This is a genomic window from Pseudoalteromonas sp. MMG024, assembly GCF_021654175.1.
Lineage (GTDB): Bacteria > Pseudomonadota > Gammaproteobacteria > Enterobacterales > Alteromonadaceae > Pseudoalteromonas.
The window spans coordinates 15,639-30,738 of the sequence record NZ_JAKFZO010000006.1; the positions used below are offsets into that span (position 1 = coordinate 15,639).

At 40.3% G+C, this 15,100-nt stretch carries 18 protein-coding genes; 10 read left to right on the forward strand and 8 right to left on the reverse strand.

Annotated features, from left to right (window positions below; all coding sequences use genetic code 11):
• Window positions 1-92: 92 nt before the first annotated feature.
• Window positions 93-689 carry a thymidine kinase gene (locus L1068_RS06985; RefSeq protein WP_237129638.1) on the forward strand — a complete coding sequence of 199 codons (597 nt, stop codon included), beginning with the start codon at window positions 93-95 and terminating at the stop codon, window positions 687-689.
• 76 nt (window positions 690-765) lie between these two features.
• Here the strand turns inward: L1068_RS06985 and rlmF are convergent, their stop codons facing one another.
• Complete coding sequence (gene rlmF, locus L1068_RS06990) at window positions 766-1,653, reverse strand: 23S rRNA (adenine(1618)-N(6))-methyltransferase RlmF (protein WP_237129639.1); 888 nt, start codon at window positions 1,651-1,653, stop codon at window positions 766-768.
• 124 nt (window positions 1,654-1,777) lie between these two features.
• On the opposite strand from rlmF, the gene L1068_RS06995 reads away from it, so the two are divergent.
• From L1068_RS06995 to L1068_RS07005, 3 genes are all read left to right on the forward strand, one after another.
• Window positions 1,778-2,674 carry an alpha/beta fold hydrolase gene (locus L1068_RS06995; RefSeq protein WP_237129640.1) on the forward strand — a complete coding sequence of 299 codons (897 nt, stop codon included), beginning with the start codon at window positions 1,778-1,780 and terminating at the stop codon, window positions 2,672-2,674.
• A 160-nt stretch (window positions 2,675-2,834) separates the two neighbouring features.
• Window positions 2,835-3,191, forward strand: coding sequence for a hypothetical protein (locus L1068_RS07000; RefSeq protein WP_237129641.1), 357 nt, complete (start codon window positions 2,835-2,837; stop codon window positions 3,189-3,191).
• A 129-nt stretch (window positions 3,192-3,320) separates the two neighbouring features.
• Window positions 3,321-4,682 (forward strand): leucyl aminopeptidase family protein, encoded by a 1,362-nt coding sequence (locus tag L1068_RS07005; RefSeq protein WP_237129642.1) that lies wholly within the window; start codon window positions 3,321-3,323, stop codon window positions 4,680-4,682.
• A gap of 7 nt (window positions 4,683-4,689) precedes the next feature.
• Here the strand turns inward: L1068_RS07005 and L1068_RS07010 are convergent, their stop codons facing one another.
• The 4 genes from L1068_RS07010 to L1068_RS07025 form a co-directional block, all read right to left on the reverse strand.
• Entirely contained in the window at window positions 4,690-5,007 is a 318-nt protein-coding gene (locus tag L1068_RS07010; RefSeq protein WP_237129643.1) for a replication protein RepA, read from the reverse strand.
• Window positions 4,994-5,659, reverse strand: coding sequence for an AAA family ATPase (locus tag L1068_RS07015; RefSeq protein WP_237129644.1), 666 nt, complete (start codon window positions 5,657-5,659; stop codon window positions 4,994-4,996). The genes L1068_RS07010 and L1068_RS07015 overlap by 14 nt, the downstream gene beginning before the upstream one ends.
• Window positions 5,656-6,027 (reverse strand): PilZ domain-containing protein, encoded by a 372-nt coding sequence (locus L1068_RS07020; protein ID WP_237129645.1) that lies wholly within the window; start codon window positions 6,025-6,027, stop codon window positions 5,656-5,658. The genes L1068_RS07015 and L1068_RS07020 overlap by 4 nt, the downstream gene beginning before the upstream one ends.
• A gap of 79 nt (window positions 6,028-6,106) precedes the next feature.
• Window positions 6,107-7,174 (reverse strand): ketoacyl-ACP synthase III, encoded by a 1,068-nt coding sequence (locus L1068_RS07025; RefSeq protein WP_237129646.1) that lies wholly within the window; start codon window positions 7,172-7,174, stop codon window positions 6,107-6,109.
• An 85-nt stretch (window positions 7,175-7,259) separates the two neighbouring features.
• Between L1068_RS07025 and L1068_RS07030 the strand changes: the two genes are divergently transcribed.
• The 5 genes from L1068_RS07030 to L1068_RS07050 all read left to right on the forward strand — a co-directional run bounded on the left by L1068_RS07030 (window position 7,260) and on the right by L1068_RS07050 (window position 10,692).
• Window positions 7,260-8,510: a HAMP domain-containing sensor histidine kinase gene (locus L1068_RS07030; RefSeq protein ID WP_237129647.1), complete on the forward strand. Its 1,251-nt coding sequence runs from the start codon at window positions 7,260-7,262 to the stop codon at window positions 8,508-8,510.
• On the forward strand, window positions 8,507-9,043 hold the full coding sequence (locus L1068_RS07035; protein ID WP_237129648.1) for a response regulator: 537 nt from the start codon (window positions 8,507-8,509) through the stop codon (window positions 9,041-9,043). Before L1068_RS07030 ends, L1068_RS07035 begins: the two co-directional genes overlap by 4 nt.
• Window positions 9,036-9,287, forward strand: coding sequence for a hypothetical protein (locus L1068_RS07040; protein WP_237129649.1), 252 nt, complete (start codon window positions 9,036-9,038; stop codon window positions 9,285-9,287). The genes L1068_RS07035 and L1068_RS07040 overlap by 8 nt, the downstream gene beginning before the upstream one ends.
• 167 nt (window positions 9,288-9,454) lie before the next feature.
• On the forward strand, window positions 9,455-9,715 hold the full coding sequence (locus L1068_RS07045; protein WP_054978850.1) for a hypothetical protein: 261 nt from the start codon (window positions 9,455-9,457) through the stop codon (window positions 9,713-9,715).
• Between the two features lie 20 nt (window positions 9,716-9,735).
• Complete coding sequence (locus L1068_RS07050; protein ID WP_237129650.1) at window positions 9,736-10,692, forward strand: hypothetical protein; 957 nt, start codon at window positions 9,736-9,738, stop codon at window positions 10,690-10,692.
• Window positions 10,693-10,721: 29 nt separating this feature from the next.
• Here the strand turns inward: L1068_RS07050 and L1068_RS07055 are convergent, their stop codons facing one another.
• Genes L1068_RS07055 through L1068_RS07065 form a run of 3 tightly spaced genes read right to left on the reverse strand, consistent with a single transcriptional unit; the run spans window position 10,722 to window position 13,926 of the window.
• Window positions 10,722-11,195 carry an FKBP-type peptidyl-prolyl cis-trans isomerase gene (locus L1068_RS07055; RefSeq protein ID WP_237129651.1) on the reverse strand — a complete coding sequence of 158 codons (474 nt, stop codon included), beginning with the start codon at window positions 11,193-11,195 and terminating at the stop codon, window positions 10,722-10,724.
• 49 nt (window positions 11,196-11,244) lie between these two features.
• Window positions 11,245-11,964, reverse strand: coding sequence for a tetratricopeptide repeat protein (locus tag L1068_RS07060; RefSeq protein ID WP_237129652.1), 720 nt, complete (start codon window positions 11,962-11,964; stop codon window positions 11,245-11,247).
• A gap of 12 nt (window positions 11,965-11,976) precedes the next feature.
• Complete coding sequence (locus L1068_RS07065) at window positions 11,977-13,926, reverse strand: EAL domain-containing protein (RefSeq protein WP_237129653.1); 1,950 nt, start codon at window positions 13,924-13,926, stop codon at window positions 11,977-11,979.
• A 334-nt stretch (window positions 13,927-14,260) separates the two neighbouring features.
• Here L1068_RS07065 and cdd point away from each other — a divergent pair, with 334 nt between their 5' ends.
• On the forward strand, window positions 14,261-15,088 hold the full coding sequence (gene cdd / locus L1068_RS07070) for a cytidine deaminase (RefSeq protein WP_237129654.1): 828 nt from the start codon (window positions 14,261-14,263) through the stop codon (window positions 15,086-15,088).
• The last annotated feature ends 12 nt before the right edge of the window (window positions 15,089-15,100 follow it).

Here is a 15,100-nt window from a genome sequence, read left to right on the forward strand (position 1 = left end):
GTAACTCTTTAAAAGCAGTCATTTATGATTTTGAACTAGCGAAATAATGCTAGTTCAGATAGCATTAGCGTTTTTGCTCACTTGGATAATTCATGGCTCAGCTGTACTTTTATTACTCTGCAATGAACGCAGGTAAATCAACCACGTTATTACAATCGGCATTTAACTACAAAGAACGTGGAATGGAGCCATTAATTTACACCGCAGCAATTGATACACGCTATGGTGAAGGGAAAGTGAGTTCGCGTATCGGCTTAGCCGCAGATGCATCTTTGTTCTCGCCTGAATCTAATTTATCCGACGAAATTGCTACGCGGCATGCAGTTAAAAAAGTTGATTGTGTACTTATTGATGAGGCGCAGTTTTTAACTAAAAAACAAGTAGAGGAACTGTGTATTGTTGTTGATAGGCTAAATATTCCAGTCTTGTGTTATGGATTACGCACCGACTTTCTCGGCGAATTATTTGTTGGAGCCCAGTATTTACTGGCCTGGGCAGATAAGTTAATTGAATTAAAAACTGTGTGTCATTGTGGGCGAAAAGCCAATATGGTGCTTCGTACCAATGAACAGGGTGTACCGATCACCCAAGGTGAGCAGGTTGAAATTGGTGGTAACGACCGATATGTATCTGTGTGCAGAAAGCACTATTTTGAAGGGCTTGAAAACCAGGTCGCAATCCCGAATTAGCATCAATTATCTTAAGTTAGTAAACCAAAAGGCTTGTGAATGTATCGCAAGCCTTTTTTGTTTTACACCAATACGTTTAGGTAGGTGAGTTATTAAAACGCCAGCACAACACGTGCATTACTTTTTGGCCGTGGGCTAACTGCATTACTTTAACCTCAGAATTAGTAAAGCGTGTTAATTGCGATTTAAGCTTTGGCAAGTTCTCTTTTTTTGATACAAGCGATGTAAACCAACCTACTTGGTCTTGATAGTCAACGCTTTCGTCAATCATTGTCGTAAGAAACGCGATTTCGCCGCCTTCACACCACAATTCAGCTTTTTGACCTGAGAAATTAAACCCTTTGTTCACGTGTGAGAGGTTTTTCCACTTTCGTTGGTTAGCTTTTTCAGCGTTATCTAATGAACTATGAAATGGTGGGTTGCAGCAGGTGATATCAAAAAAGTCGTTTGCGTTAATCACACCGTGGAATATGTTGTCTGACGATTTTTGCTGGCGTAATTTTACGGGCAACTTATTAAACTGTGCTAGGTTCTTAGCTTGTTTAATGGAGTTTAAATCGATATCGGTCGCTACCGCTTTCCAACCATAAATCTTGTTGGCTAAAATCGGGTAGATAAGTGATGCCCCCGTACCAATATCAAGTAACTGCGTGTTTTTTCCAGTTGGTACATCGCCGTTATTTTGTTCGGCGAGTAAATCTGCCAGCGTGTGAATTAAATCAGCACGACCGGGGACGGCAGGACATAAGTTTGTGTCTGGAATATCCCATACAAGTAACTGGTAATCTACAACTAAAAGCGCCTGGTTAAGTGCCTTTACCGCTTTTGAATCGCTAAAATCAATCGTCGTGTTACCAAATTCATTTTTGATTAAGTAAGGTGTAAGTATAGAGCTAAGTTTCGCAATCTTTGCTAAATCATAACCATTGAGGTGAATATTTCGCGGGTGATGTTTTTTTTCCATCGTTATGGGGCAATTCAAAAGTGTTACATAACGCTGATTTTAACATGCTCGCCTTTGAACGCTTGTATTAATTAATATTTGTTTTTGGTATCGTTCTGGTACGACCAGATTAAGCGCAATACTTATGATTACACAAGCTTCACATTTCGTTCCTTTAAAAAATGGTGACAAAGTCCATTTGCGTCAAATTTACAAAGACCAAAACGGGCCTATTGTCTTTTTTATGCATGGCGCTGTGGAAAATGGTCGCATTTTTTATACACGATCAAACAAAGGGTTAGCGCCGTTCTTAGCAGACGCTGGTTTTAATTGTTTTGTTGCTGACTTGCGTGGGCGTGGGTTAAGTGAACCAAAAATCTCGAAACATAGCTGCACAGGGCAAAGGGATTCTATTGTTGAAGAGATCCCAGCGATGTTGGAGTTTATTAAAGACTATTCTAAACAGCCTATTGCTTACTTTTGTGCACATTCATGGGGTGGGGTATTACTTAACTCTGTATTGGCACGTTTCCCAACTTACCTAGATGATTTAAAAGCGTGCGTTTATTTTGCTTCTAAACGGACCATATATAACCGTCACCTTTCAAAATATATTCAAGCGAATTTAGTGTGGTACTTAATTTCCCCTTTGCTAATTAAAAGATATGGCTATCTACCTGCAAAACGCTTTAAGTTTGGCTCGGATGATGAAACTCGTTTGTCACATAAAGAAGGGGTTGAATGGGTTAAGAAAAATCCTTGGGTATGTCCGTTTGATCAGTTCGATTACGGTAAAGCACTTGAATACATATCGCTTCCGCCTGTTTTACATATTGGCGCAGTAAATGACAAAGCGCTCGCACAAAAAATTGATATAGAAGCGTTTATTAAAGAGAGTGGAAACGGTGAACAAGTACTTAAGATGTATGGTAAACGCTACAACCATAAAATTGATTATGACCACATAAATATTCTAACGTCGCCGTTTGCTAAAAAAGAAACTTACTTAGATACATTAAATTGGTTTAATCGATTTAAATAAGCCAAACAAAGGCATCGTAGCTATCTAAAACGGTGAGGCGACTAAAGCAGCCTACTCGCCGTTCTTAAGGTGCATTCCGCTTATTCGTTATTTTTCAATACAAACAACTTTTTACAGATTTCGCTTATACCTTTTCTGATTGTTGTGCGAAAATGTAATTATGCGTACGATGAAATACTTCCATAAAGCCCCTGTTCGGGTGCTTAAAATCAAACAGCAACGAAGTCGCTTAAAAGTGCGCCGTCAGATGTTGCAAGTTAAGCATGCGCTTGCACAAGAAAAGCAAGAAACCATCGATATGCTAATCACCTACCGAAACTACACCCAAGGCAAAGCAAATAAAGCAGAACTAAAGCTAGCAAATCAACAATTTATTGATGTACTTAAAGGCGTTGGTTTAGGCATTTTTGCAATTCTACCCTTTGCGCCTATTACCATTCCATTAATTGTAAAACTCGGAAAACTTGTTGGTGTTGAAGTATTGCCCAGTGCTTTTAACAAAACTGATAATAAATAATTTTTACAATGCCTATATTGCGCCCAATTAACAGGCGCTATCCTATTAAATTCTATCGCGAATGTAAGACAACACGAACCATAGTTTGTTATGCTATAGCCAAAGTGTGTAATTTATAAAGGCCAAAATATGACGCAAGCCCTTGTTAATAAATCTGAAGGGATCCCGCTTAGCATTAAATCAAGTGCAGAATTTGACGCGTGGCAAGAAAAACAATCTGACGTAACTAAAAACTGGCTTAAATCACTAAGCTTTGAAGGCCGTGGTGTGTTGTTAGTGCCAAATTTTGAAAGCGGCACATTACTCGAAGCCGTGTTCTTCTGTAACGATACTAACGAATTTTGGTCATGTGGCGACCTCGCTTCGCAGTTACCAGCGGGTACCTATTTACTCAATAATGATGCAACCACAAATAAGTTAGTAGCAACCAGCTTTGCGTTAGGTGCGTATGACTTCACACCGTACAAAGAATCTAATCCAGTAAGCGTAAAACTCGCTATTGCTGATAAAGCCTTGTTTGATGAAGTTACAACGTACGTAAAAGGTGTTTCAATTGTTCGCGATCTCGTGAACATGCCTGCAGGCGATATGATGCCGCAACACCTTGCAGAAATAATGTCTGATATGGCTGATGAATTTTCCGGCGAGTTTTCTCAAATCGTTGGTGATGAACTATTAGAGCAAAATTACCCAACAATTCACGCAGTAGGCCGAGCAAGTGCAAACAAGCCACGCTTACTTGATTTACGTTGGGGTGATAAAAATGCGCCAAAAGTAACCTTAGTGGGTAAAGGCGTGTGTTTCGATTCAGGCGGGTTAGACTTAAAACCAGCATCTGGCATGCGTTTAATGAAAAAAGACATGGGTGGCGCTGCACACGTACTTGGTTTAGCGCATATGATTATGGCGTTTAACTTACCAATCAATTTACGTGTGATGATCCCTGCGGTTGAAAATGCAGTGTCGGATAATGCATTACGTCCGGGCGATGTTATTAAAACACGTAAAGGCATTACCGTTGAAATTGACAATACCGATGCAGAAGGGCGCTTAGTGTTATGTGATGCACTCGCAGAAGCGGTAACAGAGAAACCAGATACGCTCATTGACTTTGCAACGCTTACCGGTGCGTGCCGCATTGCGCTTGGCACAGAGTTACCGGGCTTTTTCAGTGATGATAAATCACTTGTTGAGGGGCTAGAATTAGCTGCAAATGACGTACAAGATCTGGTATGGCATTTACCATTACATAAAGCCTACAAAGATTTGTTAAACAGCACCGTTGCAGATATGACAAACTGCGCGTCAGGCCCATTTGGTGGTGCGATCACCGCAGCACTTTACTTACAAGAATTTGTTGAACAAGATATCTCATGGGTGCATTTTGATGTAATGGCGTGGAATATCCGTAAGTTACCAGGCCGACCTGTTGGTGGTGAGGCATTTGGTGTACGTGCGGTTCTGAAGTATTTACAAAATAAATATAGCTAATGCGAGATCACTTGGCGTCGATATGATCTAACAGTGAATCAATCGTTAGATCATCACCTTCGGCAAGTTCTGCAATTAATAACCGCAGAATATAAGATTTAGATAACCCTGATTGCTTTGATAGCACATCGAGCTGTTTAATGTGACCAGGAGAAAGGGTGAAAGTAGCATTTTTGTACTTTCGCCCTTTTTTTATATGTCGTGATTTATCAAGGGTTGCGTCTTTACCTTGTGCATACAGGTTTGCTTGCTCAATAAACTCATCAACCGAAATTTTTTTCTTTCGGTTGTTACCATTTCCTTTTTTTAAATCAATTAAACTCATGGCCGTGAACCACTTCCATCGTTAATAACTCATCAACAATGGCTTTAATCTCGAGCGCAGCTTTACCATCAGGTTCAATTTCAATCACAGATTTACCGTTTTCTTCGCTGTCGTCATAGATGTTTCTGCTGTGGGTTATTGAATTAAGCACCGGTATACCATATGACGAACACACTTCTTTCGCTTCTAAAATACGCGAGGCTTGATTAGGCAACGAAGGGCACTGCGTAATAACAAACCCGGCGTTAAGTTTTGGGTTAACCATTTTGCAGGTTGTAAGTATATCTTCCATATGGGGAACTGTTTTTAAATCCCTGCGTTTTGGTCTTAGTGGAATAAGTGTGTGATCAGCAACCGACATCGCAGCGCGTAGCGCTAAGTTATCTTGCCCACCACAATCGACGATAACATAATCATAGTGGTTCTCAAGGCTAAGAAGATCATTGCGGATTTTACCGTACAGTTGCACACAATTAATCAGTGGCAAGTGTGGGTTGGTATTGCGAGCTTGGATCCAATCTGACGAAGTTCGCTGTGGATCACAATCTACAATCAAAACGGTATAATTTTGTAGGGTAAGGTATACAGCAACATTTTGCGCAAGGCAGCTTTTACCGCTACCGCCTTTTTCACCGCCAACAAGAATAATCATTTATCCTCTCCTTGTTCGACAAATACCATAGCGACATCGTACCAATCGTGAACTTCCGCCTCGCGCAATACCCTTGCATAAAATTGGTTTGACGCACCTAACTTGTCGCGAAATGTTACCTTAACTGGTTGATTTGTAATGATAGGTCGGTCGATATTCACTTTTAACCCACCGTTCGAAACATCAATGCACATTGCTTGGCGTTTTATTATTTTGCCATCTTCGCATTGCCACTCTAATCCAATGAGTTCTTTTTCCATGTCGAGCCTTAATGAGCGTCTTTTTTCAAGATTGGAAGTTTGCTCATGCATAGTAATACCCTTTAAACAATCGCTAAATTGCACTCCATTACCCTTGGAATGGCGCATATATCACTCTTTAAAGCGTAGTGTTAAAAGGGAATTTTGCAAATAAGAAAGCCCGTATAAACACGGGCTTAAAGAAAGGCTATTGGCAGTGCTTTACCGCATCGGCGATTAGTTCTAGGCCGCTTTTATCGCACGGGGTTAAAGTATGGCTTGGTGGAATAATCGGCGTTACGCGCTCACCCCATTGAATAAAACTTGCAGCCCATGTTAGGCCCGCACCAAATGCGGCAGAAATTACGCGGCTGTTTTCTTTAATCAGGCCATTTTCAACTGCTTCACAAATCGCAATAGGAATGGTCGCGGCTGAGGTATTGCCGTATTTATCAATGTTCACCATTACTGCGTCATCAGGTAAATTTACTTTAGATTGAATCGCTTGAATGATGCGTAGGTTTGCTTGGTGTGGAATCAGTACATCAATGTCTGAAATCTCGTTGCCGACTTGCGTTAATACATCATCAACTGCAGTCGTCATACCTTTTACCGCACGCTTAAATATCTCGCGACCTTCGAATAATAGGTCAGACGGGCCAACTGGCTGATATTTATCGGTGTTGGTGCCTGAATTTGTAATGTGTAGAATTTCTCTATCTTCGCTGTCACATCCTGTCTTAGTACCAAGAAGGCCAGTTTTTTCATCGCTTGCCTCAAGCACTACAGCACCGGCACCATCACCAAAAAGTACACCGCTATCACGACGTTGCCAATTAACATACCAAGTCATACGTTCAGCGCCAATGACAACCGCTTTTTTAATCATGCCTGATTGAATTTGTGCGGTTGCGTTTTGTAAAGCGTACAAAAAGCCAGAACATGCCGCGTTTACATCACATGCAGCGGCACTCGTTGCATTTAGGTTTTTTTGAATTTCTGATGCAGTGTTTGCAACCATGGTAGACGGAGAGCAGGTTGCTAAAAGTACTAAATCTATTTCGTCTGCGTTTTTGATGCCAGCACAATCTAGCGCGTTTTTTGCTGCGATAGTGGCAAGGTCTGCGGTACTTTGATGAGAGATGCGCCTTTCTTTTATACCTGTACGTGTGGTGATCCATTCATCGTTGGTGTCCATAATTTGGCTTAGATCATCATTTGTCAGTTTTACTGGCGGAATGCATTTTCCCCAACCGGTAATTTTGGCATACTTCATTAGCAACCCTTATTGTGATTTCTTTGTGTGTTGAACTGGTTATACCAGATACAGTGCGTTTTGTCTTTGTTTAAACGAGTTAGTTATGACTTTGCTTGCTAAATTTCTTAGTGCTGAACCGGCGCTTGCTTATCGAAAACCGATCAGCCGATTGTTATTGTTACGAACGGTGTCTATTGCTATTCAGCTTATTAGCGTCATTGTGCTGCATTTTTCGGTTAGCAAAAATGATTACGTTGGTGTACTACTGCTGGTTATTGCGTTTGAAACCCTGTTCCACTTAGCAAGTATTGTTTATTTTTCGCGTCTTAATGCGACTAATTTTGCGTTGGCACTGCAAATATTGGCGGATATTTCGTTCTTGAGTTTGCTATTACTTTATAGTGGCGGGGCAACCAACGCGTTTGTTTCGTTATTGTTACTGCCGCTTATCATCGCTGCTGTATGTTTGCCACTTGGCTGGCTTGCTGTGTGCTCGCTTACCGCTGTTAGCTTTTATACATTATTGGTGTTTAATATGCCAAAACACGCGATGCATCATATGGATATGCAAGAGCATTTTTTAGGAATGTGGATTAATTTTGTATTGTCCGCGCTGGTTGTTACCACCACAATTAGTGCCTTGGTTAAAGCCAATGCCAATAAAGAGCGTCAGATGGCAATACAGCGGGAAGAAACGTTACGCAGTGAACAATTAATGGCTTTGGGTACAGCTGCTGCACAAGTGACGCATCATTTGGCTACACCGATTGCCAACCTACAAATGATCTATGAAGATTTACTCGATGAAATCGGTGAAAACAATTCACTTATAAATGAAATGGCGCAGCCACTTTCTCAATGTACTGAACAATTAGCTTATTTTCGTGATTACGCAAGCCAAATTAAAGAAAATAAAATCAAGGAAAAATGTGTAAATACGGTGATTAACGAGTTTTATGATGCGTGTTTATTGCACTTTCCAGAGCAGCAAATTGTGTTAACGAATTCAGCCTCCACATCAAGTAAAATCAGCTCTGATAGTTTATTACTTTCAGCGCTGATTAACTTAGTACAAAACGCTGTCGATGCGAATAGACAAAATCAAAGTAATCAAATCAAAATCAATGTTGGTGAAAGTGACGGTCAATTGAATATAGACATTGAAGACACTGGCGTTGGCTTTGATTTAGATCTACTTGATTCACTAGGACACGAAACAATTAAAAGTCAAAAAGGCATGGGCATAGCGCTCTTTTTATCAAATACCACGGTCAACAAATTAGGCGGTAAATTGATTATTGCAAATAATCAGAATGTAGGCGCTAAAGTAAGTGTAAGGTTGCCATTACTATGAAATTACTAATTATTGAAGACGATAATGCATACGGTCAAACACTTGCTAGGCGTATGACTAAACACGGATTTAGTGTAGAGCACGTTACTCATGCAGACGAGGTGTTGATTAAGGCTAGACAGTACTTGCCAGAATACATCCTGCTTGATATGAAACTGGGCGCTCAAATTAGTCTGCCATTAATTAAACCGCTGAGGGCGTTGTTACCTAACTGTAAAATTGTATTGCTAACTGGCTTTGCCAGCATTGCAACTGCGGTAGAAGCGATACGACTAGGCGCTAATGATTATTTAGCAAAACCTGCTGATACTAAATCCGTTGTTGCTGCTTTAACAGGTGAAAAAGCCGAAATAGCCTTTGATGAAACACCCATTTCGAGCGAGCAATTAGAATGGGAACACATTAATCAGGTCTTAAAAACCAATAATGGAAACGTATCTGAAACAGCACGACAACTCGGTATGCACCGCAGAACCTTACAGCGTAAACTGCAAAAAAAACCACAACTGACTAAAACAGAACATTATGGCTAAACCGAACAAAAAGTTACCTGAGCGCGTAGTTAAAATAGTGTGTTCTGGTTGTGGCGCTAAGCTATTTAAATATCACAAAAATGGTAAAGGCGCGTTAGTTAAGTGTTTTAAAGAGCGAGTAGCAGTAGATTACTGTGAAAATGCATGCCACTGCCCAAGCTGTCATCAAATGTTTGCCCGTGAGCAAATAATCCGCGGGGCAGCTGCGTATAAAATCATTGGTGGTAAGGCCAGAATAGATTGATGTAGATAAGCATTAATAGGGGACATATGTCATGGTAACGGCTCACCGGTAAGATAAAATTATTCGGTTTGAGGATTTGCCTCAACTACAAGCTGTTTCATGGATGAAAATCGCCCTCCCCACGGAAAGGGCCAGCAAATTTGGGTGCTAAAGCTTGGAGTTTTCAATTGATCTCAATAATTTTTGATATTATCGGTATGACCGGTACGTTTCTTGTCGTCGGTGCGTTCTTTTTATTACAGTTAGAGAAAGTAAAACCAACGGGTATCGGTTACAACATGATGAATCTATCTGGTGCAATTTTATTACTTATAAGCCTCTGTTATAATTTTAATTTAGCAAGTTTTGTAATTGAATTGTTTTGGATAGCAGCGTCACTAATTGGTCTTTATAAGTACTTTAAGGCACCAAAAGAGGCGATAAGCTAACGTCCCAATAAGGAGAGGGAGTGTTATTAAATTCTTGTAGTCGATTATCTATTCTGACGTTATTAGTAGTCCCTTTCCTGTCTCAAGCGAGTAACTCCGCCTCCAGAGAAAAGTCCGCCAAACCACCATTAACATTGGAAGTTAAAAAAACGGTTACGGATAGCGCAACGTTTTTACAAAGCCAGCTTAATACCCATATGCAAAATTCGGCGCAGTGGCTTGATCAATTATTGGTAAGTGAAGGAAGCGAAAAAACACGTGCCACAGCTAAGGGCTATGTTTCACTAGGTTTTGCGCCAAGAGCAAGAGACTTATCGGACTCTGATAATCAATTTAAAGTGTCACTCGATTTACCTAATTTAGAAAACAAGCTAAGCGTTATTATCGATAATGACGAAGCAGAAGAAGACCGACTGCCTTTTCAAAGTACCTCAGGTCAAGATCAAGATAACCATGTCAACGCAGCATTAAACTGGTATATGTTGCAAAAAAAGCGGTTAAACATTGAGCATAGAATCGGTGTTAGCCGCTCAAATCTTTATGCACAAAGCCGCCTTAAATATCAGCAAAAAATTGAAAAATGGCGCTTTACCGTTTCGCCAAGCATTGAATACTACCTTGAAGATGGGTGGGGAGCGCGTGTTAATACACGACTTGATAGGCAAATAGAAAGCGATCAGACTTTAAACGTCGCATTTAACACTCGTTATGTTGAAAGTGAACCGACTAATCGTGTGTCGCTAGGTATATTCCACAGTCATACTTATAGCAACGACAAAGCGGGTGTAACGGGTGTGTGGCTAAAAGATAGTTTCAGCGGTGAGCGAAGCTATTATGCATCTTATCGCTGGCGAACGCGTTTTTTCGAGCATTGGTTATTTTTTGAAGCGGAACCATTTGTTGAATTTAGAGAGCGCTACGATTTTGACGATGAACCTGGGATTGCACTTCGATTAATCGCCTATTACGGCGTGTAGCGCTTTAAGTCTCAGTGTAAATACGTCTATTAGTCTATCGCGATAAGCTCAATTTCAAATACTAATAATGACGCTGGCGGAATTTTTCCAACAGCGCGTTTACCATACGCTAAGTTATAAGGAATAAAGGCTTTTACCTTTTCGCCACACTTCATTTGTTGTAGCACTTCCGTCCAACCTGGGATCACTTGGTTTAGTTTAAATGAGAGAGGCGTGTTACGTTCAACCGATGAATCGAATACCGTACCATCAAGTAATGTACCGTGATAATGGCAAGTCACCTTTGATTGCACTGTGGGCTGTTCACCAGAATCACGCGGTGTTATCACTTCATATTGCAGGCCAGACTCGGTTACAATGACTTCGCTACGTTTTTTGTTTTCTGATAAAAACGTTTGTTGAGACTCAATATTTATCTTAGCGCGTTTAGCATTTTGAACAGAAGATTTAATAATAAGTGCAATTAACGCACAAATAACGAGGAAAAGTATTAAGTTAAGCACAGGCGGTCCTTAAATTAAGAACCATGCCTGTAATTGTGATAAATTGCAATTAGATACGACGGTCGTCGCCATAGTACTTACCCGCTAGGATTTTTTGATATAGCTCGTTCGCTTTTTCAGATGCTTCTTTTACTTGCGATGGAGACATCTTTCGCTCATCGAGCTTACGACTGTGGCTGGCATCTTTATGGCCATTAAATTCAGCGACTGTATTCCAAATAAACGACATTTCAATGCTTTTATCCACACCTTGACCTTCAAAATAAAGTAGCGCGAGATTAAATTGAGCCGCCGCGTAGTTTTGCGCGGCTGCTTTTGTGTACCAATCTTTTGCTGAATAAAAGTCTTGGATAACACCGGTGCCGTTGGCATACAGCACACCTAAATTAAATTGCGCTGCAGCCAGTCCTTTTTTTGCTGAACTCTCGTAAAGCGAAACGGCTTTTTGCAGGTCTTTTTTAACGCCTTTGCCGTCCTGGTATAAGGTTGCAAGTGCAAACATCGCATCGGCTTCACCTAGTTTTACGCCCTTAGCATACAATTCTGCTGCTTTTTTGGGATTACGTGGTAAACCATATCCAAACTCATGCATTTGGCCTAAGTGATACATTGCAGGGCCATAATTATTTTCGACTAAATAATTAAAATGAAATAGTGCCGTTTCAAAATCTCCTTCATTCGCAGCATCAATAGCCTGTTGTAAATCGGCTTTTACTAAACAGCTTGTAAATGCGAGGCAGATCGTGATTATTTTTAATATGTGTTTCATTTTTTGATTTCCCTACTTTACGGAATGAAGTTGATGTCGCGGCATTGGTTCGTTTTCCGGTAGCCATATATTGGTACCTGTTGCAGCGATATGATTTAAATTAGTACGCAATACCTTGGTGCCCACGTTATTTGAAGTTTCTGGTTTTGATACTAAATAGCCTTGCACACATTGGATACCCATTTTTCTTACGAGTTCAAATTGTTCGGCACATTCAACGCCTTCTGCAACCACTTTAAGATTGAGATCTTTACCCAGCTCACTAATGGAATTAAGTATTTTATTATATTTCGGATTATCATTCGCCTGATCAATGAATAATTTATCAATTTTAATAACATCGACGGGTAATTCAGCGAGCGTACACAGTGAACTAAAGCCTGTACCAAAGTCATCTATTGCAATGGTAATGCCTTTTTCTCTAAGTTTTTGCAGGCTTTCAGTGGTTTCACGCGATGCTTCAATAAAACACGACTCAGTGATCTCCAACATCAGGGCTTTTGGCGGTAACCCAGCTTTTTCGATGGTTTCGATTACCCAATCATAGAGTTTACGGTGTTTTAACTGCACGCCTGATATATTGACAGAAATACGTACCTTCGTCATACCTGCGTTATACCACGCTGACATTTGGCGGCACGCTTCAAATAAAATCCAGTCACCAAGTTCGAGAATTAAATTAGACTCTTCAGCAATTGGAATAAACTCATTGGGTGTTATGGTCCCTTCAACGGGGTGGTGCCATCTGACTAAACATTCGAAATAGTCGATGCTGCAATCATCAACATGTACAATTGGTTGAAATGATAACGAAAAGTTATTACTACCTAACGCGAGACGCATTTCTTCAAGCAAGTAATGATAGCGTCGCATTTTACTGCCCATTTCAGGTGAGTAAACGCGGAATATACCGCGCCCGTCAGTTTTGGCGCGATACATAGCGACGTCGGCCATTTGCAAAAGGGCAAAAGGACTTGAAGCGCTATCTGGGTAGATTGCAATACCAATGCTCGCGCCAATTTTTACCACTTTATTGCCCAATACAAAATCACGTTCAATCTCATGTAATACATTTTGGGCAACGTTAACTGCCAGTGAAGGCTCAAGCAAGCTACTGATAAATATAGAAAATTCATCACCACCTAAGCGAGATAAGTTTTGTTCTATACCATTTATTGGGTGTTGAGATGACAGGTTGTGATTTCTCACTATCGTTCGCAAACGCTCTGCAACTTGAATGAGCACTTCATCGCCAAAACTATGACCAAATGAATCGTTAACTTGTTTAAATCCATCGAGGTCAATAAACAGTAATGCTTGCTTTTTTGCTGTTTGCTCAGCATGGTTTAGCTGCTCTTTTAAATGCCCTAAATAGGCGTGACGATCAGCAAGTCCTGTCAGCTTATCTTGAAATATACTGGTTTCGGTGTCTTTTTTATAACGTTCAACGGCATCGGTGAGTGAGCTAATAGAATGGTTTAAGCGTGCTAGGTTATTCTCTGTTTCGTACTTTGGTAAATCCAGATTAAATGCGCTAAGCAGGTTATCGGTTTTGTTATTAAGAATTGAAATCGCTTTATTTAATGACTTTTGCTTTTTGGAGGTGATCGCGAACGGCGTTAAGATTGCAAAGCCTAATAAAATGAGTAGCGGTAGATTGGAAAATAACAACATGTCACTGAACATTTTACTAAGCGGTACGGCAACTACATGCTTTTCTGTACTTTCGAGCTGCACATATAACTCACCATCACTGCTAATAATGTCAATATAACTAAATAAAGAGGAGAAAATATTGGGCTGATTTGCATCTAGGTCGTTAGGGTTAAGCTCGACCGTATTTACCGGGGAATCCTCATGGTGTGATAATGCAACACCTTGTGTGAGCGACAAGGCTAATACTAAATATATAGCGACAATAAACCCAGTTGTGAATAACGCAACGCGGGAGAGTGTTTTCATCATTTGCACTTTTTAATCCTGCACGGCTTTCGCAAATTCCATACGTTAACATTAAGCAAGTATAGTGTATGAATGCGCCGTTACCAGTTTTTATTTTACCCGCGAACTCTAGCATATCTTGCAAAATAAATCTTTAAAATCATTGAGTTCGGTCAAAGTTTGGCAACTTATTTATCACCTATGCAATTTCCCCTAACGGCGCATACATGATTTAAATTTTTACTTGATATCAACGTAAATATATCGATTTATTTTTAAAAGCGGACAAATGACCTTAGTATTCTATTTACAATACAAGTAGTGTGAACCGCCATTTTTTGAGTTTTCATTAAATATGCAAGCGAATAATAATTTTGAAACGGTGTTATCGGATTACACCAACAACAAGTCTTACTTAACTCATCAAGAACTCATTTCACTTAAGTCTCAGTTCGATAGCGAGCAATCATTCTTTGACGCGTTATTAAAATGGGTGTCTGAATACGCAATTGCACCGGTTTCACAGTTTAAAGTGGCAGCCTTGGCGATTGAGAGCGGCGGTGAAGGGCGCTTATTTTTCGGCGCTAATTTAGAATTTTCCCATCAAGCCTTGAGCTTGGTCGTTCATGCTGAACAAAGTGCTATTCACAACGCATTGTTACACGGGGTTGAAGCAATTGAAAAGCTCGTGATCAACGCTTCACCTTGTGGCTATTGTCGCCAGTTTATTAATGAAATTCAGTCTGACAAACAACCGTTAATAAATGTGCACGGTGTTGAGAAAACCATACAGCAATACCTGCCAGACGCATTTGGCCCAAGTGATTTAGATAACCATACGCCTTTGTTTAGTCAATCTTTAACACAATGTCGCGACCTAAATGAGTATGTTGAACAAAGCTATGCGCCATATTCTGGTAATTTTTCTGCGTGTCAAATTAAAGATGTAGATGGACACAAGTACTTTGGTGTTTACCTTGAAAATGCGGCGTACAGTCCGAGTTTATCGCCTTTGCAAGCAGCGCTCAATCAAGTGCAACTACATAATCGAGAAACAGGATTACAAGGAATAAGTGATATATTGATTCAGCAAACAAAAGGTAAAGCAAATCAACTAGGTGTTGCTAATGCGGTTGCGATGAGTCTTGGTAGTAATATTAAGGTAACAATTGAGGAAGTTTAACCACTTCCTCAA